The organism is Bradyrhizobium sp. USDA 4449 (assembly GCF_054056275.1).
In genome coordinates this window covers 4,712,383-4,734,625 of the sequence record NZ_JBSRYD010000001.1, presented here as the reverse complement: position 1 = coordinate 4,734,625, position 22,243 = coordinate 4,712,383, and the positions used below count along the sequence as shown (strand labels likewise).

Below are 22,243 nucleotides of genomic sequence, written 5' to 3'. Positions count from 1 at the left end.
GGGCAGCGACTGGTTAACGCAGTTGCAAGATTCCGATCCAACCTGTGTAGGATTCGGGGTTCCCCGATGGTATTCTCATAGGTCTGTCCCCGTTGCGTTTGGAGTAGCCCATGGCCCCCCGCGCCAATTGGAAGGGTTTTCTGCGTCTCTCGCTCGTGACCTGCCCGGTCGCGCTGTATCCGGCCACATCGGATACGGAGAAGGTCTCGTTCAACCAGATCAATCGCAAGACCGGCCACCGGATCAAATATCTGAAGGTCGACGCCGAGACCGGCGACGAGGTGACCTCCGAGGACATCGTCAAGGGCTACAAGGTCGATACCGACACCTACATCGAGGTCACCAAGGACGAGCTCGACGATATCGCGCTCGACTCCACTCACACGATCGACATCGACGAGTTCGTGCCGAAGACCGACATCGACAACCGCTATCTGATCCGCCCCTATTACCTCGTTCCCGACGGCAAGGTCGGCCACGACGCCTATGCGGTGATCCGCGAGACCATCCGCAGCATGGACAAGGTTGCGATCGGCCGTGTGGTATTGACGAATCGCGAGCACATCATCGCGCTCGAGCCGCTCGAGAGCGGGCTGATGGGCACGCTGCTGCGCTATCCCTACGAGGTGCGCAGCGAGACCGAATATTTCGACGAGATCCAGGACGTGAAGCTGACGAAGGACATGCTCGACCTCGCCAAGCACATCGTGGAGAAGAAGTCCGGGGCGTTCGAGCCGGAGTTGTTCGAGGATCATTACGAGACCGCGCTGATCGATCTCATCAACAAGAAGCGCAGCGGTGCGCCGATCGCGGTCAAGTCCACGCCGAAGAGCGGCGGTAACGTCATCAACCTGATGGACGCGCTGAAGAAGAGCCTCGCCAGCGAACAGGAAGCGGCGCCCGCCGCGAAGGTCGCCAAGGAGACGGTCAAGGGCAAGAAGCCGAAGAAGCGCGTGGCGGGCCAGCGCGAGATGCTGCTGCCGATCTCGGGCAAAGCCGGCAAGGACGCAGCCGGCAGGGAAGCGGCGCCCAGGAAGGCCGACAAGCAGGTGCGTGCGACAACGCGAGCGAAGAAGGCCGGCTGACGCCATCGCATCGCCGATCGCGCCGTGACGTCTTCCCTCACCGATCCGGCGTCCTGACATGCCCTGGTCGACGCCGTTCGACGATCCGATCGGCCTGCGCGGCGGCGCCAAGCTGCGCACCTTGCAAGAAGCTGCCGACTTCATCATGCAGCTGCCCGAGGCTGAGCAGCAGGAGCCGCGTTGGCAGACCGCGATCGAGATGCTGATCAACGCAGCCGAGGCCGGCGGCGGCTGGCGGATATTCGCTCGCATCGCCATGCTACGCGCGTTGAACGCGGATAGCAGGCATCGATGAGCCGCGCTCGGCATGCTGGCCCGACCGCTCGACGAACAGCCTCAACAAACCCTTAAGCGGCTGGATCACTTGTCGCCGCACCGGGTATTCCTACGCGACGCAAAATTAACCGATGATTCCCCTTGCGTGCATCAATGTCCGGCCGTCGAAAAACCGGGGGTCGCACGACTGTGCCGCAACAGGACGCCAGAAAGAACTACATCGGCATCGTGAGTGACACCGCCGAGGACGATCGCATCGCCGACACGGCGGTGCAGGCGCAGCCGCATGTCGTGAACTATCTGGTCGGTCGCCTTGCGGCCGCGCTGGGACGCCCTGCAAAGGTTGCGCCCGGACGCTCCACCTCGAGTTGAGCACGTCCCGCTTCCGTCCATTTGAATTGGATAATGAAACGTTCGTTTAACGGCTGTTACGTTAAGAAACGACAGGCTACGTCGGCCGCACCCGATTTTGATGCGCGAAAAGCGCCTCGCCGATCACCTTACCAGTTTGATAACGACGCGCGCCTACATTGGACCGGACGAACAGGAGTTGGCGATGATTGTGCTCAGGTCTTTTCTTGCCGATGAGAAGGGCGCCACCGCGATCGAGTACGGCCTGATCGCCGCCGGTATCGCACTCGCCATCGTCACCGTCGTGACCAACACGGGCAGCGCCCTCCTCAGCAACAAGTTCAACGCGATCAGCACGGCCATGAAGTAACGCCGAGGCGTCATCATTTGTGACGCAGCGCGCGTGCGCGAGCTCACTTCCGATATTGCTCGTCGCTGACCTTTTCCATCCAGTCGACGTTCTTGCCATCAAGGGATTCCTGGATCGCGATGTGCGTCATCGCCCTCGTCGCGCAGGCGCCGTGCCAGTGCTTCAGCCCTGGCGGAAACCAGACCACATCGCCGGGACGGACCTCCTCGACCGCGCCGCCCGCGCGTTGCACCCAGCCGAGCCCGGCCGTGATGACCAGCGTCTGCCCGAGCGGATGCGTGTGCCAGGCCGTACGCGCGCCGGGCTCGAACGTGACCTCGCCCGCACCGACGCGCGCGGGATCCGGGGCCTGGAATAGCGGGTCGATCCGAACGGTGCCCGTAAACCAGTCCGGCGGGCCCTTCTGCGAGGGCCGGGCGCCGTTTCTCTTGACATCGATATCCATGCTACCCTCCTTTGAACGACCAACGACTGCGCCTCCAACGGCCATCATCGATCAACACGGCTGCGTTGCCGCAGATCAGCACGCCTCTGCGGGTGATCACCGCCGCTTTTCGATCACGTCCCTGACCACAGGAGCGGCAGAGAATGCGTTGGGCCAGCCAGCATAGAACGCGAGGTGGCCCAGCAGCTCGCCGGCTTGCTCGCGGGTCAATCCGTTATCCATCGCCCGGTTCAAATGGTAGGTGATCTGGGCGACCTGCCCCGTCGCGACGAGCGCGCTGACCGTGACGAGGCTTCGGTCCCGCGGCACAAGCCCCGGTCGCAGCCAGAGATCGCGGAACAGCACATCGGCCGTGTATTGAACGAGACTCGGCGTGATGGCGCCGAATTGCTCCCCGACGCGGCTGGCGCGCTGGTTCTCCGCGGCCTCATCGAGCGGAAGCTGGGGCCCGGACGCCGGCGGAAGCTGATCCGCGCCGATGTGGCGTGTGGCAAAGACGTCCCTCGCCGCCGGAATAGCCTCCATCGCGTTCGCCCAGCCGGTGTAGAACGCCAAATGCGTGATGATCTCGGAGATCTCGGCGGGCGTCACGCCGTTGTCGAGCGCGGCACCGAGATAGAATGGCAGCTCTGCCCTCTGGTCGCGCGCGATCAGCGCCGCGAGCGTCACGATGCTGCGGTCGCGCGGCGAAAGGCCGGACCGCTTCCAGAGTTCACCGAGAACGAAATCATGTGCATATTTTTCAAGCGCGGGCGCCACGGCGCGGATGTCTTCCGACGTCAACATGGAATTTTCTCCTCCGACATTTCTCTTGCTCAGCGTCGCCCGGGCTGCCGGCAGCCAGCCAGACCGAGAACAATGCAGTTATGAACGCTCTCATTGCGGACGTCCTTCCATCCTGAACGGATGTGCCGACAGCCACCCCGCCACCAGCGCGGCGCAGAGCACGGTGACCGCGCTGGCGAGAAACAGGACGTTCAGCCTCGCGCTTGTCGCGATCAATCCAAGCGCCGGGCTGGCGAGCCCTTGGGCGAGATCGAGAAAGGCGGTGTAGGCGCCCATGGCGAGGCCCCGGCTCTGTGCCGGAACGCGGTGCACCGCCTCGACACCGAAGCCTGGGTAGACCAGTGAGAAGCCGAAGCCGGTGAGCGCGGCGCCCGCCAGCGCCATTTCAGGTCGGACAGCCACCCAGATGAGAGCTTGTCCGGCGGCTTCGACCAAAGCGCACACAAGCGCGACCCTAGCGCCGCCGATCCGATCGGCCAGATGACTGAAAAATACCCGCGCCAGGATGAAGGCGACCGCATAGGCGGTGTAGGCAAGCCATCCGTTGGCCCATCCCCGGCTCGCGAACAGCAGCGCGACGAACGTCGTCACCGCGCCAAAGCCGACGCTGCCGAGAGCGCAGCCGAGGCCCGGCACCCACACCGAGCCGAGCACCTTGGCGAATGAAGAACGCGCCTGCTGCATCGGAGCGGCAGCTGGAAGCGGCACGACAAGCAACAGAGCAAGGAGCGGCGCGATCGCGGTGGCAACCGCGATCGCGGAAAAGCCGTAGGCGGCGTAGAGCGCCGAGCCCGCCGGCGCGCCGATCGCGAACGCGGCGAACATGGCCGAGCCGACCCAGGCTATGACCTTGCCGGTATTGCCCGTATCGACCCTTGCAAGTCCCCAGCTGACCGCCGCCGTGATGATGGAGCTTTCCGCCGCACCCAGCACACCACGCCCGAGCAGCAGAATCGCAACGGAGGTCAGCGGCGCCCCGGTGAACTCGAGCGACAGCAAGTACAGCAGCCCCGAAGCCGCAGCCGCAATGAGGCCCGCGATCACACCGCGCTTCGCACCCCGGCGATCGGAGAAATGACCGGCCCAAGGCCGCGAGACAAGGGAGGCCGCGAACTGGCTGCCGGCGACCAGACCGACCACGAACGTGCCAAGCCCCAATCCGTCATGGACGTGAACGGGCAGCACGGGCATCGCGACGCCGATGACGAGGAAGGCGGCGAACACCACCGCCATGATCGGCAGCAACGTCACGGTGACGCGAGACGACACGACGGGCTGGATGGCCGTGATTGACATGCCGATTCAGAGCTCCTGATGACCGCTCCGAACCTAAGACTTCCGCGCACCCGTGATTAGGTGATAGATTTCGCATGTAGTCATTAGGACAGCTAATCAATGCACCGGGACGACGCGAGCGATCTACTCGCCTTCCTCGCCGTGGCGCGGGAACACAGCTTCACGCGGGCGGCAGCGAAGCTCGGCATGACACAATCCGCGCTCAGCCAGATCATCCGCAATCTCGAGGAGCGGCTGGGCGTGCGCCTCCTGAACAGAACGACGCGAAGCGTGACGCCGACCCAGGCCGGGGAGCGGCTATTCCAGAGCATCGGCCCCAAGTTCAACGAGATGGATCGGGATCTCGCCGCGCTCGGCGAATTCCGCGAGAAGCCGGCCGGAACTGTCAGGCTGACGGCCACGGAATATGCCGCGCGCGAGATCCTGTTGCCGGCGCTCGGGAAGGTTTTGCCGAAATACCCTGACATTCATGTCGAGATCATCGTCGACTACGGGCTCGCCAACATCGTCGCGCAGCAGGTCGATGCCGGCATCCGTCCGGGTGAGCTTGTCGCCAAGGACATGATCGCGGTCCGCGTCAGTCCCGACCTGCGCATGGCGGTCGTCGGCTCGCCATCCTATTTTGCGGCGCGCAAGAAGCCCAAAATTCCCCAGGACCTGACCCAGCACAACTGCCTCAACCTTCGCCTGCCTACCCACGGCGGCAGCCTTTATGCGTGGGAGTTCGAAAAGAATGGCCGTGAGCTCAACGTGCGCGTGGAAGGGCAACTCGTGTTCAACAGCGCGGGCCTGCTGCTGGACGGCGCGCTGAAGGGGCTCGGCCTTGCCTATCTCACCGAGGGACACGTGCAGCCTTACCTGTCCCGCGGACAGCTGGTTCGCGTGCTCTCCGATTGGTGCCCGCCGTTCTCCGGATATCACCTTTACTATCCGAGCCGCCGCCAGCCCTCGCCGGCCTTCTCGCTGCTTGTCGATGCGCTTCGATACCGACGGAGATAGCGACCCATTTCCGTCAACTTTGACGGCCATGCGAGGCCTGATATTCTGCTGCCAATCGTTGGACCGGAACTGCTCGAAGGATGCGGATGAGACGCGTGGCGCTCCTGGCTCTTAGCCTCATGGTGGTTGGCGTGGGGTCCCAGGACCGCGCGCGAGGACAGAGTTCGACCGCGCCGCCCGTTTCGCTGGCGGCACCCAATGCACCGCCGCATGCGAGCGCCAAAAACGCCAAGCCGGCCGCGTCCGGCAAAGAGCCTTCGCCAGCTGTGACCGGCGGGCTGGCGGCATTGCCAAATCCGGCCGCCGACTATGACGGCTTCAACGCCGGTACCGACGAAAATGACGCACCGAGCCGGCTGACACCGCCTGCGAGGTCGCGCGCAGCAAGAGACACCGGCCTCGACGCGCAGACGCTGGTCGATCAGGAAGACGAGGCGTTGAAGCGCAAGCTGACGATTTGCAAGAACTGCAAATAGCGGGCCGGCGGCTCGCTGCATAGCTGGCGGTCACTTGCTCACGCTTTACCCTTCCCCTATTTCCTGATCCTCTCTTCCCAACAGCCGGACCAACCGGCCACATCAAGGAGAGAGACGCCATGAAGCTCGGCACCGCCATTGCGGAAATCATGCGGCGAGAGGGGATCGAGATCCTCTGTGGTTACCCCGTCAATCATCTGATCGAGCACGCGGCAAAGGCCGAGATCAGGCCCGTGATGGTGCGGCAGGAGCGCGTCGGATTGCACATGGCGGATGCGATCTCACGCGTGACCTCGGGGCGCACGATCGGCGCGTTCTGCATGCAGCACGGCCCTGGCGCGGAGAACGCGATGGGCGGCGTCGCGCAATGCTTTGGCGAATCCGTGCCCGTGCTGGTGCTGCCGATGGGCTATCAGCGCCGGCTCGCGCATATCGAGCCGAACTTCAATTCCAGCGAAGCGATGAGGCCGTTCTCGAAATCGTCCGAGCCGATCATCCTGGCGGCGGAGGTCGCCAGCATCTTTCGACGCGCCTTCACCAAGTTGAAGAACGGCCGTGGCGGTCCTGTGATCGTCGAAATCCCTGCCGACATGTGGAACGAGGAGGTGCCGGAACCGCTGAACTACACGCCGGTGCTGCGCACGCGCTACGGTGCCGACCCCGTCCATGTGACAGAAGCCGCGCACCTGCTCATCAACGCCGAGCGCCCCGTGATCTATGCCGGCCAGGGCGTGCATTACGCGCAGGCGTGGCCGCAGCTGAAGCGACTTGCGGAGCGGCTCGCCATCCCCGTCACTACCAGCCTCGGCGGCAAATCATCGTTTCCAGAGACGCATCCGCTCTCGCTCGGCTCGGGCGGCCTTGCGGTGCCCCGCGCGGTGCCGAAGTTCCTCACTGAAGCCGATGTCATCTTCGGCATCGGCTGCTCCTTCACCGAGACCAGCTTCGGCATCGCGATGCCGAAGGGCAAGACCATCATCCACTCCACGCTCGATCCGAATCATCTCAACAAGGATGTGGAAGCGAAGATCGGTCTCGTCGGCGACGCCGGTCTCGTGCTCGATGCGCTGCTGAAGGAGATCAGCAAGACCGTGACCGCCGATCGCGATGCTTCGGCGATCGCGGCCGAGATCGCGGCCTCGCACAAGGAGTGGCTGGCGAAGTGGATGCCGAAACTCACCAGCAACGATGCACCGCTCAACCCCTATCGCGTCCTCTGGGACTTGCAACACACCGTCGACGTCGAGAACACCATCATCACCCATGATGCCGGCAGCCCGCGCGACCAGCTCTCGCCGTTCTGGAAAGCGGTCACACCCCTCTCCTATCTCGGGTGGGGCAAGACGACGCAGCTTGGCTACGGCCTTGGCCTCGCGATGGGCGCAAAACTGGCCAAACCCGACAAGCTCTGCATCAATGTCTGGGGCGATGCGGCGATCGGCTTCACCGGCATGGATTTCGAGACCGCGGTGCGCGAGCGCATCCCGATCATGTCGATCCTGCTCAACAATTTTTCCATGGCGATCGAATTGAAGGTGATGCCGATCTCGACGGAAAAGTACCGCTCGACCGACATTTCCGGCGACTACGCCGCGATGGCGCGCGCCTTCGGCGGCCATGGCGAGCGGGTGACAAACCCGGAGGACATCATCCCCGCGATCAAGCGCGGCATCCAGAAAACGAGGGAAGGCGTGCCGGTGCTGCTGGAGTTCATCACCAGCAAGGAGACCGAGGTGTCGCGGCCGGGCACCTGAACCAGCCGCAGTGCCGCAGGCGCTGGCACGCGCCGCAGGAGATGTGATAATCCGGCCCCGTGCCGCGCCTGCCGCGGCATTCAGCCGGAATGCGAATGACCTCCCCTTCCAACGATGCTGCCGGGATCGACGAGCTCAAGCGGCAATTGCTGTCGGCCGCAGCCGAGAACGCGCGGCTGCGCGATCGCCAGAGTGCCACCGCCGAGATATTGCGCACCATCGCGGCCTCCCCGTCGGACGCGCGGCCCGTATTCGCGGCGATCGCGTCGAGCTCAAAGCGCCTGCTCGGCGGCTTCTCCGCAACCGTGCTCCAATTCATCGGCGACGAGCTGCATCTGGTGGCGTTCACGCCGACCAGCCCGGAAGGCGACGAAGGGTTGAAGGCGTCGTTCCCGCGCCGGATCGAGGATTTTCCAACCTTCGCACTGGTCCGCGGCGGCGAAACGATCCAGTTTCCGGACAGCGAGGCCGCTGACGTCCCCGAGCTGAACCGTGACCTGGCGCGACTGCGCGGCTTTCGCAGCGTGCTGTTCATGCCGCTGATGAACCGCGGCACGGCGGTCGGCATGATCAGCGTCACGCGTACCGTAACAGGCGCATTCGCGCCCGATCAGGTGCAGTTGTTGCAGACCTTTGCCGACCAGGCCGTGATCGCGATCGAGAATGCGCGCCTGTTCAACGCGACGCGCGAGACGCTCGAGCGCCAGACCGCGACGGCCGACATCCTGAAGGTGATGGCGGCTTCACCATCCGACGTGCAGCCGGTGTTCGATGCCATCGCGGCCAATGCCAACAGGCTGATCGACGGCTTCTCCACCGCCGTGCTGCGCTACATCGATGGCGCAGCGCACCTGGCGGCGTTCACGCCCGTCGATCCCGAGGGCGACCGTGTGCTGCAGGCCTCGTTCCCGGTGCCGTTCGCGCAGTTTCCCGCCTACGAGCTCACGGCCAACGGTGACTCGGCGCAAGTACCCGACACCGAGCTCGAACCGGCCACCCGCGACATCGCGCGCGCCCGTGGCTTTCGCAGCATGCTGTTCACGCCGCTGATGAGCGAAGGTGAAGCCAGAGGCGTCATCATCGCGACGCGGCGCACGACCGGCGCATTCCCCGAACATCATGTACGGCTGCTGCAGACCTTTGCCGACCAGGCGGTGATCGCGGTCAAGAATGTCAGCCTGTTCAACGCCACCAGGGAGGCACTGGAACGGCAGACCGCGACCGCCGACATCCTCAAGGTGATTGCCGCCTCGCCGGCCGACGTCACGCCGGTGTTCCAGGCGATCTCGGACAGCGCCAAGGCGCTGGTCGGCGGACATTCCTCCACCGTCACCCGCGTCATCGGCGGCATGCTGCATCTGGCGGCCTTCACCACCGACAACGAAGCGGGCAATGCGGAGCTGCTGAGCACGTTCCCGGCGCCGCTGGCCTCGTCAGGCATTCACAGCCGCGTCGCAACCGGCGGTGAGTACGCCTTCCGCAGCGACATGCAGAACGAGCCAGACCTGACCGAGGCCATGCGGGAGCTGGCGCGGACCCGCGGCTACCGCAGCATCCTCGTCGTCCCGATGCTGCGCGACGGCGTTGCGATCGGCACCATCGGCGTGACGCGGCGCGAGGCCGGCTCTTTCCCTGACAAGGCGATCAGTCTGCTCAAGACCTTTGCCGACCAGGCCGTGATCGCGATCGAGAACACACGGCTGTTCAACGAAGTCCAGGACCGCACGCGGGAGCTTACCGAATCCCTTGAGCAACAGACCGCGACATCGGAGGTGCTCAGCGTCATCAGCCGGTCGAATGGCGATCTCAGGCCCGTGTTCGAGGCGATGCTCGGCAAGGCAATGCAGCTCTGCGGCGCCAGTTTCGGCGTGCTCAATACCTATGACGGCACGCAGTTCCACACAGCCGCCACTTACGGCTTGCCTCCCGCCTACGATGAATTCCGGCGCAAGGCGCCTCTCAACTATGGTCCGGCCACCGCACCGGCGCGCCTTTTGAGGGGCGAACCGTTCGTCGAAATGATCGACCTCCTGGAATCGGACGTCTATCGCAGCGGAGAGCCGAACCGGCGGGCGTTGGTCGATCTCGGCGGCGCGCGCAGCCTGCTCGCGGTGCCGTTGCTCCAGGACGAGCGCGTAGTGGGCAACGTCATGATCTTCCGGCAGGAGAACCGGCCCTTCTCCCGGAAGCAGATCACCTTGCTGAACCAGTTCGCGGCGCAAGCCGTGATCGCCATCGAGAACGCGCGACTGCTCGGCGAATTGCGTCAGCGCACCGAAAATCTGACCGAGTCGCTGCAACAGCAAACGGCGACAGCCGAGGTGCTCAAGGTTATCAGCCGCTCGGCGTTCGACCTGCAGGCCGTGCTCGATACGCTGGTCGAATCGGCGGCGCGACTATGCGAAGCCGATATGGCGGCGATTACCCGCAAGTCCGGCAGCAGCTATTTCCGGGCGGGCTCCTACGGCTTCCCAGCCGAATTCGTCGAATATGTAAGAGATCTCCCGGTCAGGCCGGACAGGCGCACCATCACGGGTCGGACTTTGCTCGGCGACAAGGTGGTCCATGTCACCGACGTGCTCGAAGACCCCGAGTACTTCTTTGAAGGCCAGGAATTGAGCGGCAATCCGCGTAGCTTCCTCGGTGTGCCCTTGCTGCGCGAAGGCAGCACGGTAGGTGCAATTGTTCTCGCACGTCGCGCAATCCGGCCGTTCAGCGAAAAGCAGATCGAGCTCGTTACCAGCTTCGCCGACCAGGCCGTCATCGCGATCGAGAATGTGCGCCTCTTCGACGAAGTGCAGGCCCGCACGCAGGAGCTCGCCAGATCGCTCGACGATCTGCGGGCGGCGCAGGACCGGCTGATCCAGACCGAGAAGCTGGCCTCACTCGGCCAGCTCACCGCCGGCATCGCACACGAGATCAAGAACCCGCTCAACTTCGTCAATAATTTCGCGGCGCTCTCCGCCGAGTTGACGGACGAGCTGAACGAGGTGCTTGCGCCCGTTCCGCTCGGCGACGATGTCCGCAACGATGTCGACGAGTTGACGGGGATGCTGAAGGACAATTTGCAAAAGGTCGTGCAGCACGGCAAGCGCGCCGATTCCATCGTCAAGAACATGCTGCTGCATTCGCGCGAAGGCAGTGGCGAACACCGGGCGGCCGACATCAACGCGCTGGTCGAGGAGAGCCTCGACCTTGCCTATCACGGTGCCCGTGCCGAGCAGCCGCATTTCGACGTCACGGTGAAGCGCGACCTCGATCCGGCAGCAGGCGTCGCCGAAGTGTTCCCGCAGGAGATCACGCGGGTGTTGCTGAACCTGGTCTCGAACGGGTTTTACGCACTGGCAAAACGCCGGGCCGAAGGCGATGCCGGCGCTTTCGAGCCGGTCGTGACCGCCACGACGCGCGACCGCGGCGACAGCATCGAGATCCGTATCCGCGACAACGGTACCGGCATTCCCGATGAGGTGAAGGCGAAGATGTTCAATCCCTTCTTCACCACCAAACCGGCCGGCGAAGGCACCGGTCTCGGGCTGTCGATGAGCCACGACATCGTGGTGAAGCAGCATGGCGGCGCCATCGAGGTCGCGACGGAGCCCGGCGTGTTCACGGAGTTTACGATTCGGCTGCCGCGGAAGAGTGGGTTTTCAGACAACAACAGGGGCTAGCGTTGCCGCCAGGAGCCTTCCAGAAACCGGTTTGGCTAATCCGGCGGCAAATGCAGTCGCTGTCCGGCGTCGGACTGGTGCTCGGCGCCCTGTTCTTCGCCGCCGCACTGACGCCGACCCTGATCCCGCGGAGCTATCTCACGCAAGGCGCCCTAGCCGGCGCTTGTTTTGCGATCGGCTACCTCGCCGGAAATCTCTGGCGCTGGCTGTGGCACTATCTCGAACTGCCCGAGCCCTCGGCGCAGCTGAGATCCAGCGCAAATGCGCTGGTCGCGGCCGGCTGCGTGATCGTCGTCATCGTCTATCTATGGCGGGCCGCCGGATGGCAGAACTCGATCCGCGCCGTCATGAAGATGCCACCGGTCGAGACCGCCCATCCGCTCAAGATTTCTGCCATCGCCCTGATCACTTTCGTGGTGCTGCTGGCGCTGGGCCGGCTGTTCGTGCTCGCCTCGCGGTTCCTCACCGTCGGCGCGAAGCGCATCATTCCGCGCAAGGTCGCCAATGTCCTCGGCGTCGTGATGGCAGGCCTGCTGTTCTGGTCGATCGCCAACAATCTCCTGATCGGCATGGCGTTTCGCGCGCTCGATTCGTCCTTTCGCGAATTCGACGGCCTGTTCGAGCCCGAGCGGCCGCAACCGACCAGCCCCGGGAAGACGGGCAGCGCGGCATCGCTGGTGAAGTGGACGGAGCTCGGGCGCATGGGTCGCCGGTTCATTGCCTCCGGCCCGACCCGAGCCGAGATTAGCGCCGTTACCGGACAGAGTGCGCAGGAACCTGTCCGCGTCTATGTCGGCCTCGCCGGCGCCGACACGGCGCAGGCGCGCGCGAGGCTTGCGCTCGACGAGCTCAAGCGGCAGCACGGTTTTGAGCGCTCGACCCTGATCGTCGTCACGCCGACCGGCACCGGCTGGATCGATCCGGCCGCGATGGATTCGGTGGAATATCTCCATCATGGAGACGTCGCGAGCGTCGCAGTCCAGTACTCCTATCTCAACAGCCCATTGTCACTGCTGTTTCAGCCCGAATACGGCGCGGAAGCGGCGCGGGCCCTGTTTGCAGAGATCTACGGCTACTGGACCACGCTACCCAGGGAGATGCGGCCGAAGCTGTATCTGCATGGGCTGAGTCTGGGCGCCCTCAACTCGGAAAAATCCGCAGAGCTGTTCGAGACGATCGGCGATCCCATTGCAGGCGCGCTTTGGAGCGGGCCGCCGTTCGCGAGCCGCATCTGGCGCTCGATCGTTGCGAACCGCAATCCGGGCTCGCTGGCGTGGCTGCCGGAGTTCCGCGACGGCCGCTTGGTCCGCTTCATGAACCAGAATGGGCCGCTAGTGCCCGCAAATGCGCCCTGGGGGCCGATGCGCGTGGTCTATCTGCAATATGCCAGCGACGCGATCACGTTCTTTGACTACGGCGACGCGTTCCAGGCGCCGGCCTGGATGTCGACGCCGCGCGGGCCCGACGTGTCGCCGGAATTGCGATGGTATCCGATCGTGACGATGCTGCAGCTCGCGCTCGACATGGCGGTCGCGAACGGCACACCGCTGGGCTATGGCCATGTCTATGCGCCCGAGCACTACGTCGATGCCTGGGTCGCTGTCACCGATGTCCATGACTGGTCCGCTGAGGCGCTGGCGCGGCTGAAGAGCCATCTTGCAGCGGAGGCGCGGAAAGGCGCCGCGGGCAATGCCGACGAAGACGCCTACTCCAACCGGGGCGGCTAGCGCCGCCTACTCCGCCATCTCGACGGCATGCGTCGTGGTGGGACCGGCCAGCGGCCGCTCCTCCATCATGATCAGGCAGAGCGAGGCCGTCGTCATCAGCGCGGTCGCGGCCGCGAAGACGTAGCGGAAGGCACGGCGCATGTCTTCAGTGGGGATCGCAGGGATGCTGCCGGCGGCGTGATGCTCGCCGGCCAGCGGAATGTCGGCGCCGAGCGCAATCAGCAGGATTGCGGCGAACGCTGCGACCGTGAACGAGGACATCAGCGAGCGGAAGAAGTTCATCGCGCCGGTGATGGTACCGACCTGCGGACGGGCCACCGAATTCTGCAGCGAGACCACGCAGACCGGGAAGGTCGTGCCGAGACCGAGCGCGAACGCGGCCATCAGCGTCAGCAATCCCCACAGCGGCAGCGTGGTGACGGTCAGGCCTAAGGCGCAGATGGCAGCCCAGGAGGTGCCGATGATGGCGACGCGCTTGTAGTGCTTGGCGCGCGCCATGGTGCGGCCCGCGATCGCCGCACCGCAGGTCGAGACCGCGGCAAGCGGAATCAGCGCAAGCCCCGCCTCGCTGGCGCTGAGGTGATAGACCGACTCGTAATAGAGCGGCAGCTGCACGGTGAGGCCGGTGATCGCGCCGAGGCCGCAGCCGCCGGCAGTCAGCGCGAACGGCGCGACCGATCCCGAGAGCAGCGGCAGGGGCAGGAACGGCTCGTCGGCCCGGCGCGCATGCCAGACGAAGGTGAGCGCCAGCGCGATTGCGCCGCCCACCATCGACAGCACGGTCGGCGAGAGCCAGGGATAGCGCGTGCCACCCCAGGTCAACACCAGCATGAAGACCACGGCAGAAGCCATCAGCAGCACGCCGCCGAGCCAGTCGACCTTGCGCTTGCGGTGGAACACCGGGATCTTCTTCATCTTCGGCAGCAACAACGCGAGCGCTGCGGCTGCAAGCGGCAAATTGATCCAGAAGATCATCGACCAGTGCAGATGCTCGGCGAACACGCCGCCGATGACGGGGCCGAGGATGCCGCCGACCATCCAGACGCTGGAGAAATAGGCTTGATACTGACCACGCTCGCGCGGGCTCACGACGTCGGAGATCACCGTCTGCACGACAGGCATGATGCCGCCGCCACCCAGTCCCTGCAGACCGCGTGCAAGAATCAGCATCGGCATGCTCGGCGCGACCGCGCACAGGATCGAGCCGGCGATGAACAGGCTCAACGAGACGATGATCATGGCCTTACGGCCGTAGATGTCGCTCAGCGTCCCGAACACCGGCGCGACGGCGGTCGAGGCGAGCAGATAGGCGGTGATGACCCAGGACAGGTTCGAGACATCCTGGAACTGGCGCCCGATGGTCGGCAGCGCCGTGGCGACGATGGTCTGGTCGAGCGCAGCCAGGAACATCGTCAGCATCAGGCTGATGACGATGGTGCGGACTTCATCCGACGACAGCGTCGGAGGCGGCGAGTTGCGGACGCACGTGACCTCCCCCGGAAGGCGGGTCAGTTCCTCCGCGATATCGTCGGGCAACGTCTGGATGTCGGCAGACTGGCTGCTCTGCCGTGTGAACTGGTTCATCTCGGGGCGTGTCAGATGGAGCGTATTGCGGCGCAAAGCCGCGAAAGAATCGGCCTATGACGGCAATCTAGACAGCAAAGTTCTTCTCGGGCAGGCACCACCGCGCATGGGTGCATCCCGCACCGCGGTCATCCCGAACAATTGATCTGCGAGAGCGGGGGATCAGTCCTTGGGGCGTCGCTTCAGGCGTGCCCGTTTCGGCAGCTGCCCGGGCCATTGCACCAGATAGTGCTCCAGTTCGTCGTCCGGGATCTCGACCTCGGTGCCGGCGACCCGGCCCCGCACGGAGACGCCGGCCTCGTGCACCGTATTGGGATCGCCCGAGATCAGCGGGTGCCACCAATAGAGATCGCGCCCTTCCGCGACCAGCTTGTAGCCGCAGCTCGGCGGCAGCCATTTCAGGTCCCGGACGCTCGCCGGCGTCATGACAACGCAGTCGGGAACATGGTCGAAGCGATTCGCGTAGTCCTTGCAGCCGGACGTGCAGGAATCGAGCATCTTGCAGCTGACATCGGTGAAATAGATCTCCCCGGTATCCTCGTCTTCGAGCTTGTTCAGGCAGCAGCGGCCGCAGCCGTCGCACAGGCTCTCCCATTCGGCCGTCGACATGTCCTCCATCTTCTTGGTTTTCCAGAAGAATCCATCCTGGTCTGAAGGTCGTTTGGGAGCTGCGGTCATGCGCCTATTACGGTTCGAAAGAGCTACGGTCGGGCCATCTAGGGCGCGTAGCCGCCAGGCTGCAAGGAACGTCCCCGAAAGGCCCGTAATGAACCGGGGTTCAATTAAGCCGTTTGTTCAAAATTGCGAGCCTGACCATTGGTTTATAGGCCCCGCTCGGCTAGAACAACAGCAAGTCCCCTCGGACGCGAAACGGGCGCCTTGGGTTTGCCGCAACAATCCCGCAAGACGTCTCGATGCCGCCCCGCCGGGTGCTTGAACGCTTTCACAGCGAGCCTCAAGGGTTCTAGGTGGTCCAGAACACACCATCCAACTGGAAGACTCGCATCAGGAACTTCTTCCTGGACCTCGATGCGCGTATCGACTCCTCGCTGTTCTCCTCGGCGAAGGGCATCCGCGAGCTCTACGAGCGCTACTCGACCTTCATGGACCGCTTCTATGTCGGTCGGTGGAAGCGCTGGGTCTTCATCGAGCCGCTGTCGGAAGCGGCGACCATCGGCCTCGGCGGCATGGTGCTCATGCTCATTCTCGCCATCCCCGCCTTCCGCGAGACGGCGGACGAGGACTGGCTGAAGAAGTCCGATCTCGCCGTGACCTTCCTCGACCGCTACGGCAACCCGATCGGCAGCCGCGGCATCAAGCACAACGACTCGATTCCGCTGGAAGATTTTCCCGACGTGCTGATCAAGGCGACGCTGGCGACCGAAGACCGCCGCTTCTATGAGCATTTCGGCATCGACATCGCCGGCACCGCGCGCGCGCTCGTCACCAATGCGCAAGCCGGCGGCGTGCGCCAGGGCGGCTCGTCGATCACCCAGCAGCTCGCCAAGAACCTGTTTCTCAGCAACGAGCGCACCATCGAGCGCAAGATCAACGAGGCCTTCCTGGCGGTCTGGCTGGAATGGCGCCTGACCAAGAACGAGATCCTCAAGCTCTATCTCGACCGAGCCTATATGGGCGGCGGCACCTTCGGCGTCGACGGCGCCGCGCATTTCTACTTCAACAAATCGGCGCGCGACGTGACGCTGGCCGAGGCCGCGATGCTCGCCGGCCTGTTCAAGGCGCCGACCAAATACGCGCCCCACATCAACCTGCCTGCCGCGCGCGCCCGCGCCAATGTCGTGCTCGACAATCTCGTCGATGCCGGCTTCATGACCGAGGGCCAGGTGTTCGGCGCCCGCCGCAACCCCGCCTTCGCGGTCGACCGCCGCGACGAGGCCTCGCCGAACTATTATCTCGACTACGCCTTCGACGAGATGCGCAAGCTCGTCGACACCTTCCCGAAATCCTACACCGAGCGCGTGTTCGTGGTTCGGCTGGCGATCGACACCAACGTGCAGAAGGCGGCGGAAGACGCGATCGAGAACCAGCTGCGCCAGTTCGGCCGCGACTATCACGCGACGCAGGCCGCGACCGTCGTGTCCGACCTCGACGGCGGTATCCGCGCCATGGTCGGCGGCCGCGACTACGGCGCCAGCCAGTTCAACCGCGCCGTCGATGCTTATCGCCAGCCCGGTTCGTCGTTCAAGCCTTACGTCTACACCACGGCGCTCCTCAACGGCTTCACGCCGAACTCGGTCGTGGTCGACGGGCCTGTCTGCATCGGAAATTGGTGCCCGCAGAATTATGGCCATTCCTATTCCGGTGCGGTGACGCTGACGCAGGCGATCACGCGCTCGATCAACGTCGTGCCGGTGAAGCTGTCGATCGCGATCGGCCAGAAGGAACAACCCAAGGCGCCGAACCCGGCCAAGATCGGCCGGGCCAAGATCGTCGAGGTCGCGCGCCGTTTCGGCCTCAAGGCGCCGCTGCCCGATACGCCGTCGCTGCCGATCGGTTCGGACGAGGTCACCGTGCTCGAGCATGCGGTGGCCTATGCGACCTTCCCGAACCGCGGCAAGGCGGTGACGCCACATTCGATCCTCGAAGTACGGACCGGCGCAGGCGATCTGGTCTGGCGCTGGGACCGCGACGGCCCAAAGCCGAAGCAGGCGATTCCGCCTAATATCGCCGCCGACATGGCCGGCATGATGAGCCACGTCGTCAGCGAAGGCACCGCGCGCCGCGCCGCGCTGGACGGCATTCCGACCGCCGGCAAGACGGGCACGACGAATGCGTATCGTGACGCCTGGTTCGTCGGCTACACCGGCAACTTCACCTGTGCGGTCTGGTACGGCAATGACGACTATTCGCCGACCAACCGCATGACCGGCGGCTCGCTGCCGGCGCAGACCTGGCACGACATCATGGTCGCCGCGCATCAGGGCGTCGAGATCAGAGAAATTCCCGGTGTCGGCATGGGCCAGAAGCTGCCGCGCGAGCAGGTTGCCAACGCGCAGGCCAATGCGGCACCGAAGGTACTGGAGACCAAACCCGGCCCGCCGCCGGTGCTGACCAAGCGCGGCGCCGACGTCCTGGTGCGGGTCGAGAAGATGCTCGACGACGCCGCCAGGACCGCGACCAAATCGGCGGCCGACGACAGCGGCCCGGCCAAGCCCGCGTCGTCGACGAGCGCGCTCGCGTTCCCGCAGAATTATGCGGCGGAGGAGAACGCGAATTCATCCACCCCGCGCAAGAACTGATCTGATTCCGTGCGGCTGATCCTGATCATATTGACGGCCCTGCTGCTCGCGACCGTGGTCGGCGTTGGTGCAACCTGGATGACGACGACGCGCGGCACCGAGATCGGCGCGCTGACTATCGGCGCCTGGACCGCCCGCCCCCGCACCGGCACCGCCGACGTCGATCCCTATTCGCGCGCCACCATCGTGCGCAACGGCGAGCTGCCGATCGGCACCGGTGACGGCGTCGCGTTCACCGCAACCACCGATGACAACAAGAAGGCGCTCGACGGCCGCTGCGACGTCGTCGTCTCAGGCGTGACGCCGCCGGCGCGGTTCTGGACCCTGACACTCTACGACCGCAAAGGCCATCTCGTCGCCAACTCGCTGCAACGCTACGGCTTCACCAGCCAGGAGATCGTGCGCCAGTCCGACGGCTCGTTCGAGATTCACATCGCCGCGCGCTCGCGCGCCGGCAACTGGCTGCCGACCGGCGGCATCGAGCGCTATGCGCTGATGTTCCGCCTCTACGACACCCCCGTCGGTGTCGCGACCCGCACCAAGCGCGACGCGCCGATGCCTGCCATCGCGACGGTGGGCTGCTCATGATCCGCCTCGCGTTCACCATCCTCGCGGGCGTGGTTCTGGGCCTCGTGGTCCATCTCGTCAGCGTGCTCGCCCTGCCGCGGATCGCGACGCAAGACGCCTATTCGCGGCTGACGCCGATGACCAAGCTCAATGGCGTGACGCAGCTGCCGCTCGCCGATCCGCAGACCTCGCCGATGCCGTTCATGGATCCCGCCTTTGCACTCGCGATCTGCCGCTACGATCTTTCGGGCGGCCCGATCAAGCTCACTGTCCCGGTGAGTCAGGCTTATACGTCGGTGTCGTTCTACACGCGCAACGAGATCGCCTATTACGCGATCAACGACCGCTCGGCCGGCAAGAAGGTGATCGAGCTCGACCTGATGACGGAAGCGCAGCACAACGAGCTGCCCGAAGACGAAGAGGTCACCGCGGCCGACCGTCTGATCATCGATTCCCCGACGACGACAGGCCTGATCCTGATGAAGGCGCTCGCCGCCGAGCCCGGCCTGATGCCGCAGGCCCAGGCAACGCTCGCCGCTGCCACTTGCGCGCCGCAGACCGAAGCGCCCGCGAAGGCCGAGACGCCGCGCGGCCGGCGCTGACGCGCGAGCGGTCGAGGCGGCCTCGAACAAAGCTGGAAACAACCCCATGCACAGTAGCGGCGTGTTGAAATCACTCGACTAGCGGCGGAGCCGCGGCGCCCGCGATCTGGACGGTTTGACACGTCGGGCAAAACAACGGCAATATGGCACCATTGGAAATTCGTATCGCCCGCGTGGAGCAATCCGTCGCGGGCGATTTCGTGTGGGAGCACGGCTTGCCCCGATCAGCCGTCGCCAGTCCGACAATCCGGAAATAGCTCTCGACGCTCTGCTTTGCAGGGAAGCTCGTGCGTGCGCGGGTGGAGAGCGCCCAAAATCTGAGATGCCATCGACGCCAAGCGCGACGGCTTCGCATCGGGCGTTTCCTGGTAATTTCGTAGTTCTCTCGCCGTGAACATAGTTCTGCCGCGCCGGCTGGGTTAAACCCGCAGGAATAGTTCAAGGACGCGCCCCTCAAAAAACGAGGATGGGACATGCAGGCTGCATGATCCAATCCCTGCGAAGGTTCGTAGCCTGCAAAGACTATCTGCGTCCCGTTCAATGTTAGATCGTCATACCGCGCGTTTGATACGGAGCAGCCAATGGATTCCACGCTGGACAACAAACTCTCGGAAGGAATGTTTGCGAGCCTGGAAGAGCAACTTCTGAACCTGGCGCGCGAAGCCGGCGGCAATCCTTCGGAGCTGCCGACCGGCATGAAGACGTTTAGCTCTCCGCCAACGATTCAGGAATTGGCCAATTGGCGCTATCTGGCTTGCGTCGGTTCTCTGTTGGCAGCATCCATCGGTGTCGCCGCCTGGTGGTGGTCGTCCTCGGCTCATACCGAAACCATGGCCCGCCCAGACCCAGCACCCCTGACACAGCCCGCGGCGACTCCGGTCGCACCGGCTCCCGACTTCGCGCAGCAGCTTCAACCGATGGAGCACGATCTCGCTGCCTTGAGGCAAGCGGTCGCACAGCTCGAGATGAGGCAAGGACAACTGGTCCGCGACAATGAAAATGTCGCGAGCCAGCTCAAGGAGAGCCAGGCGGAAATCGCGCGCAACAACGTTGTCGTCGAGCAGATCAAGGCTTCCCAAACACAGGCAGAGCGCGAAAGCCAAGCGGTTACCGAGCGCCTTAACGAAAGCCAGAAACAGCTGGCCCTCATCATCGCCAACAGTTCGGAGCCGAAGATGAGCCCTGAGGAGCCGAAGGGCAGTCCCGAAGAGCCGAAGGCAGTGCCCGAAACACCAGTGCCGCGTCCGCGGCCGACCAATCTCGCCCAGACACACAAGCCGGTGTCAGCAGCGGCGCGACCGCAGGCGAGCAAACCGCAATCACCGGTATGGCCATGGTCTCAGCGCTAATCCCGACATTTGACAAGCATGATTTGTTGAAGCCTCAAAAACCCTGACCTCCGTGTCTGGGGGACCTAGCTTTCTGTTCGCTGTCAAATCTTCGTTGCTGGTTGGCTGGCTTGGAAGTCGCGCGATGCCTGCTGTTCTCACGCGCCGCAAAGTCGGCAACGACAGTGCGGAGCCCGCGTTGATAGGACCGCTGGGTAAAGGGAAGTGCGCTCACGCGTTTAGACCAACTTCCCTTCACGCAGGCGACCTACTCATCGAGGCTGCGCAGGACCGTGAGCAGGATGATGGCTAGGCAGGACACCAGGCTCAGCTACTTAGCTGTTCCCGTCGTAACTCCTGTCGCAGTTGTGTCTGCCGTCCCGGGTGTGCCTCCTCGCCGCACTTCGCGCGCGTCACGGCGACCCTCGCGGCGCACTTGGCGCGCGTCACGACGATTTTCGCGGCGCTCGTGGCGCCCCTCACGTCGATCTTGCCGCCTTTCCATGCCGGCGGTCTGCGCCTCGGCGTCGGGTACCATCAGCACGCTCGGGAGCGCGGCTAAGGTGGTCGCCAAGCCCAAGGAAGAAAGAAGCTTTCGTCGAGAAATCATGACTGCCTCTCTTGCTGGACTGCCCCAAGTTGGCGCTGCCGAGCCGGTCGATGCTAACACTTAAGGCGTTCAACGCCTCCTTCACTTGCGCCATTTCTTAATCGCCAGCAGAAACTGCGCAGGGAGCCTCCACAACCGCGCAGGAATGCCCATGCCTTCGGACTCGGCCATCGCTGCCTCCGGTCGTTGTCGACATCACACGCTGCCATGGCGCAGCACACCGTCCGAACAACCCGCGACGGCGGCGCCTCTTGCACCGTTCCTCTGCTCTCGAATTGCAGACGGCGTCCCCATTGCGCTTTGCAGCGCTGCCCGCGCCGGTAGGACCCATAAAGCCTGATGTAGGCCGTTGAAAACCCCTTGATTCAAATCAAGAGCCCTGGCTGCCTCTCATGCTTCTCACATTAGGTTTCAGCCGCATTCAGGCGGCCGCCACCTTCAAGATGTGAGGAGGACTACCATGCAACGAGGGAGCCATCTTTCGATTCGGTCAATGACAGTGACAGGGATTGCTGTCAGCGCTATGTTTGGGCTCGCTGGTGTCGCTCTCAGCTCGGCCCCGGCTCAGGCAGTGGTTTACTGCACGTATGTTGACTACCCGGCGGGCTGCGTCGCGCGAGCTGGTGTCGTGCTCAGACCTCGTCCGGTGGCGCGCGCTGCGGTTCGTCATAACGTCGGTGGCAATGCCAACGGCGGTGTCAATCGTGTAGGAGTGCGGCGGTAATGCCGGGTTGCGGGTCACGTGCGCAGCACTTCCCAGCAAGGCAGCTGTGCGACCCGTTGCATGTCGAGCAAATGATGCGACACAGTTGGTACGTGACGTTTGAGGTACAAAGTACCGGCATCTTGCCAAGGCCAAGACACCCACGGCTGACCAAAACGTTTGAAACGGAAATGGAAGCCAAGCTGTTTGCGAAAGAGAAGCTCGATCAGGGGCTGGTAGTGACAGCGGGCACCCTCAATCCGCATGCACCCAAACAAATCATTCCGTCAAGCGCCTTAACGACCTGGCTTGGGAACGAGCAGGACAAAAGTGCGGAAGAAACCTGACAACCTGGA

20 protein-coding genes are annotated in these 22,243 nt (G+C 64.1%); 15 read left to right on the top strand and 5 right to left on the bottom strand.

Annotation, left to right across the window (positions count from 1 at the left end; all coding sequences use genetic code 11):
• Positions 1-110: 110 nt before the first annotated feature.
• From ku to ACVIIW_RS21990, 4 genes are all read left to right on the top strand, one after another.
• On the top strand, positions 111-1,085 hold the full coding sequence (gene ku / locus ACVIIW_RS22005) for a non-homologous end joining protein Ku (protein ID WP_456702645.1): 975 nt from the start codon (positions 111-113) through the stop codon (positions 1,083-1,085).
• Between the two features lie 58 nt (positions 1,086-1,143).
• A complete protein-coding gene (locus ACVIIW_RS22000; protein WP_456702644.1) occupies positions 1,144-1,380 on the top strand; it encodes a hypothetical protein in 237 nt (78 codons plus the stop codon).
• 170 nt (positions 1,381-1,550) lie between these two features.
• Entirely contained in the window at positions 1,551-1,733 is a 183-nt protein-coding gene (locus ACVIIW_RS21995) for a hypothetical protein (RefSeq protein ID WP_456702643.1), read from the top strand.
• 184 nt (positions 1,734-1,917) lie between these two features.
• A complete protein-coding gene (locus tag ACVIIW_RS21990) occupies positions 1,918-2,082 on the top strand; it encodes a Flp family type IVb pilin (protein WP_456705227.1) in 165 nt (54 codons plus the stop codon).
• A gap of 43 nt (positions 2,083-2,125) precedes the next feature.
• Here ACVIIW_RS21990 and ACVIIW_RS21985 read toward each other — a convergent pair whose 3' ends face one another.
• From ACVIIW_RS21985 to ACVIIW_RS21975, 3 genes are all read right to left on the bottom strand, one after another.
• Positions 2,126-2,521: a (R)-mandelonitrile lyase gene (locus tag ACVIIW_RS21985; RefSeq protein ID WP_456705226.1), complete on the bottom strand. Its 396-nt coding sequence runs from the start codon at positions 2,519-2,521 to the stop codon at positions 2,126-2,128.
• A gap of 102 nt (positions 2,522-2,623) precedes the next feature.
• A complete protein-coding gene (locus ACVIIW_RS21980) occupies positions 2,624-3,313 on the bottom strand; it encodes a carboxymuconolactone decarboxylase family protein (RefSeq protein WP_456702642.1) in 690 nt (229 codons plus the stop codon).
• Positions 3,314-3,403: 90 nt separating this feature from the next.
• Positions 3,404-4,609, bottom strand: a complete 1,206-nt coding sequence (locus ACVIIW_RS21975; protein WP_456702641.1) for an arabinose transporter — start codon at positions 4,607-4,609, stop codon at positions 3,404-3,406.
• Positions 4,610-4,708: 99 nt separating this feature from the next.
• Here ACVIIW_RS21975 and ACVIIW_RS21970 point away from each other — a divergent pair, with 99 nt between their 5' ends.
• The 5 genes from ACVIIW_RS21970 to ACVIIW_RS21950 all read left to right on the top strand — a co-directional run bounded on the left by ACVIIW_RS21970 (position 4,709) and on the right by ACVIIW_RS21950 (position 13,233).
• Complete coding sequence (locus ACVIIW_RS21970; protein ID WP_456702640.1) at positions 4,709-5,608, top strand: LysR family transcriptional regulator; 900 nt, start codon at positions 4,709-4,711, stop codon at positions 5,606-5,608.
• Between the two features lie 131 nt (positions 5,609-5,739).
• The gene (locus ACVIIW_RS21965; protein ID WP_456702639.1) at positions 5,740-6,084 is read left to right on the top strand and encodes a hypothetical protein; all 345 of its coding nucleotides are present in this window, start codon (positions 5,740-5,742) and stop codon (positions 6,082-6,084) included.
• Positions 6,085-6,185: 101 nt separating this feature from the next.
• Positions 6,186-7,838 carry a thiamine pyrophosphate-requiring protein gene (locus ACVIIW_RS21960; RefSeq protein WP_456705225.1) on the top strand — a complete coding sequence of 551 codons (1,653 nt, stop codon included), beginning with the start codon at positions 6,186-6,188 and terminating at the stop codon, positions 7,836-7,838.
• A 95-nt stretch (positions 7,839-7,933) separates the two neighbouring features.
• Complete coding sequence (locus ACVIIW_RS21955; RefSeq protein ID WP_456702638.1) at positions 7,934-11,506, top strand: GAF domain-containing protein; 3,573 nt, start codon at positions 7,934-7,936, stop codon at positions 11,504-11,506.
• Between the two features lie 50 nt (positions 11,507-11,556).
• A complete protein-coding gene (locus ACVIIW_RS21950) occupies positions 11,557-13,233 on the top strand; it encodes an alpha/beta hydrolase (RefSeq protein ID WP_456702637.1) in 1,677 nt (558 codons plus the stop codon).
• 6 nt (positions 13,234-13,239) lie between these two features.
• Here ACVIIW_RS21950 and ACVIIW_RS21945 read toward each other — a convergent pair whose 3' ends face one another.
• Both ACVIIW_RS21945 and ACVIIW_RS21940 read right to left on the bottom strand, forming a co-directional pair.
• Entirely contained in the window at positions 13,240-14,817 is a 1,578-nt protein-coding gene (locus ACVIIW_RS21945) for an MDR family MFS transporter (protein ID WP_456702636.1), read from the bottom strand.
• Between the two features lie 162 nt (positions 14,818-14,979).
• A complete protein-coding gene (locus tag ACVIIW_RS21940) occupies positions 14,980-15,495 on the bottom strand; it encodes a YcgN family cysteine cluster protein (RefSeq protein WP_456702635.1) in 516 nt (171 codons plus the stop codon).
• 290 nt (positions 15,496-15,785) lie between these two features.
• Between ACVIIW_RS21940 and ACVIIW_RS21935 the strand changes: the two genes are divergently transcribed.
• From ACVIIW_RS21935 to ACVIIW_RS21910, 6 genes are all read left to right on the top strand, one after another.
• Complete coding sequence (locus ACVIIW_RS21935) at positions 15,786-18,077, top strand: transglycosylase domain-containing protein (protein ID WP_456702634.1); 2,292 nt, start codon at positions 15,786-15,788, stop codon at positions 18,075-18,077.
• A gap of 9 nt (positions 18,078-18,086) precedes the next feature.
• Positions 18,087-18,665 carry a DUF1214 domain-containing protein gene (locus ACVIIW_RS21930; RefSeq protein WP_456702633.1) on the top strand — a complete coding sequence of 193 codons (579 nt, stop codon included), beginning with the start codon at positions 18,087-18,089 and terminating at the stop codon, positions 18,663-18,665.
• On the top strand, positions 18,662-19,246 hold the full coding sequence (locus ACVIIW_RS21925) for a DUF1254 domain-containing protein (protein ID WP_456702632.1): 585 nt from the start codon (positions 18,662-18,664) through the stop codon (positions 19,244-19,246). The genes ACVIIW_RS21930 and ACVIIW_RS21925 overlap by 4 nt, the downstream gene beginning before the upstream one ends.
• A 581-nt stretch (positions 19,247-19,827) precedes the next feature.
• The gene (locus ACVIIW_RS21920) at positions 19,828-20,595 is read left to right on the top strand and encodes a hypothetical protein (protein ID WP_456702631.1); all 768 of its coding nucleotides are present in this window, start codon (positions 19,828-19,830) and stop codon (positions 20,593-20,595) included.
• Positions 20,596-21,644: 1,049 nt separating this feature from the next.
• On the top strand, positions 21,645-21,908 hold the full coding sequence (locus tag ACVIIW_RS21915) for a hypothetical protein (protein ID WP_456702630.1): 264 nt from the start codon (positions 21,645-21,647) through the stop codon (positions 21,906-21,908).
• Positions 21,909-22,078: 170 nt separating this feature from the next.
• Entirely contained in the window at positions 22,079-22,234 is a 156-nt protein-coding gene (locus ACVIIW_RS21910) for a hypothetical protein (RefSeq protein WP_456702629.1), read from the top strand.
• The last annotated feature ends 9 nt before the right edge of the window (positions 22,235-22,243 follow it).

Bases quoted from the DNA above. Each gene is read 5' to 3' on its own strand.
- ACVIIW_RS21920 (WP_456702631.1), top strand. From the start codon at position 19,828: ATGGATTCCACGCTGGACAACAAACTCTCGGAAGGAATGTTTGCGAGC.
- ACVIIW_RS21950 (WP_456702637.1), top strand. From the start codon at position 11,557: ATGCAGTCGCTGTCCGGCGTCGGACTGGTGCTCGGCGCCCTGTTCTTC.
- ACVIIW_RS21970 (WP_456702640.1), top strand. From the start codon at position 4,709: ATGCACCGGGACGACGCGAGCGATCTACTCGCCTTCCTCGCCGTGGCG.
- ACVIIW_RS21925 (WP_456702632.1), top strand. From the start codon at position 18,662: ATGATCCGCCTCGCGTTCACCATCCTCGCGGGCGTGGTTCTGGGCCTC.
- ACVIIW_RS22000 (WP_456702644.1), top strand. From the start codon at position 1,144: ATGCCCTGGTCGACGCCGTTCGACGATCCGATCGGCCTGCGCGGCGGC.
- ACVIIW_RS21980 (WP_456702642.1), bottom strand. From the start codon at position 3,313: ATGTTGACGTCGGAAGACATCCGCGCCGTGGCGCCCGCGCTTGAAAAA.
- ACVIIW_RS21915 (WP_456702630.1), top strand. From the start codon at position 21,645: ATGCAACGAGGGAGCCATCTTTCGATTCGGTCAATGACAGTGACAGGG.
- ACVIIW_RS21955 (WP_456702638.1), top strand. From the start codon at position 7,934: ATGACCTCCCCTTCCAACGATGCTGCCGGGATCGACGAGCTCAAGCGG.
- ku (WP_456702645.1), top strand. From the start codon at position 111: ATGGCCCCCCGCGCCAATTGGAAGGGTTTTCTGCGTCTCTCGCTCGTG.
- ACVIIW_RS21945 (WP_456702636.1), bottom strand. From the start codon at position 14,817: ATGAACCAGTTCACACGGCAGAGCAGCCAGTCTGCCGACATCCAGACG.
- ACVIIW_RS21975 (WP_456702641.1), bottom strand. From the start codon at position 4,609: ATGTCAATCACGGCCATCCAGCCCGTCGTGTCGTCTCGCGTCACCGTG.
- ACVIIW_RS21910 (WP_456702629.1), top strand. From the start codon at position 22,079: ATGGAAGCCAAGCTGTTTGCGAAAGAGAAGCTCGATCAGGGGCTGGTA.
- ACVIIW_RS21990 (WP_456705227.1), top strand. From the start codon at position 1,918: ATGATTGTGCTCAGGTCTTTTCTTGCCGATGAGAAGGGCGCCACCGCG.
- ACVIIW_RS21940 (WP_456702635.1), bottom strand. From the start codon at position 15,495: ATGACCGCAGCTCCCAAACGACCTTCAGACCAGGATGGATTCTTCTGG.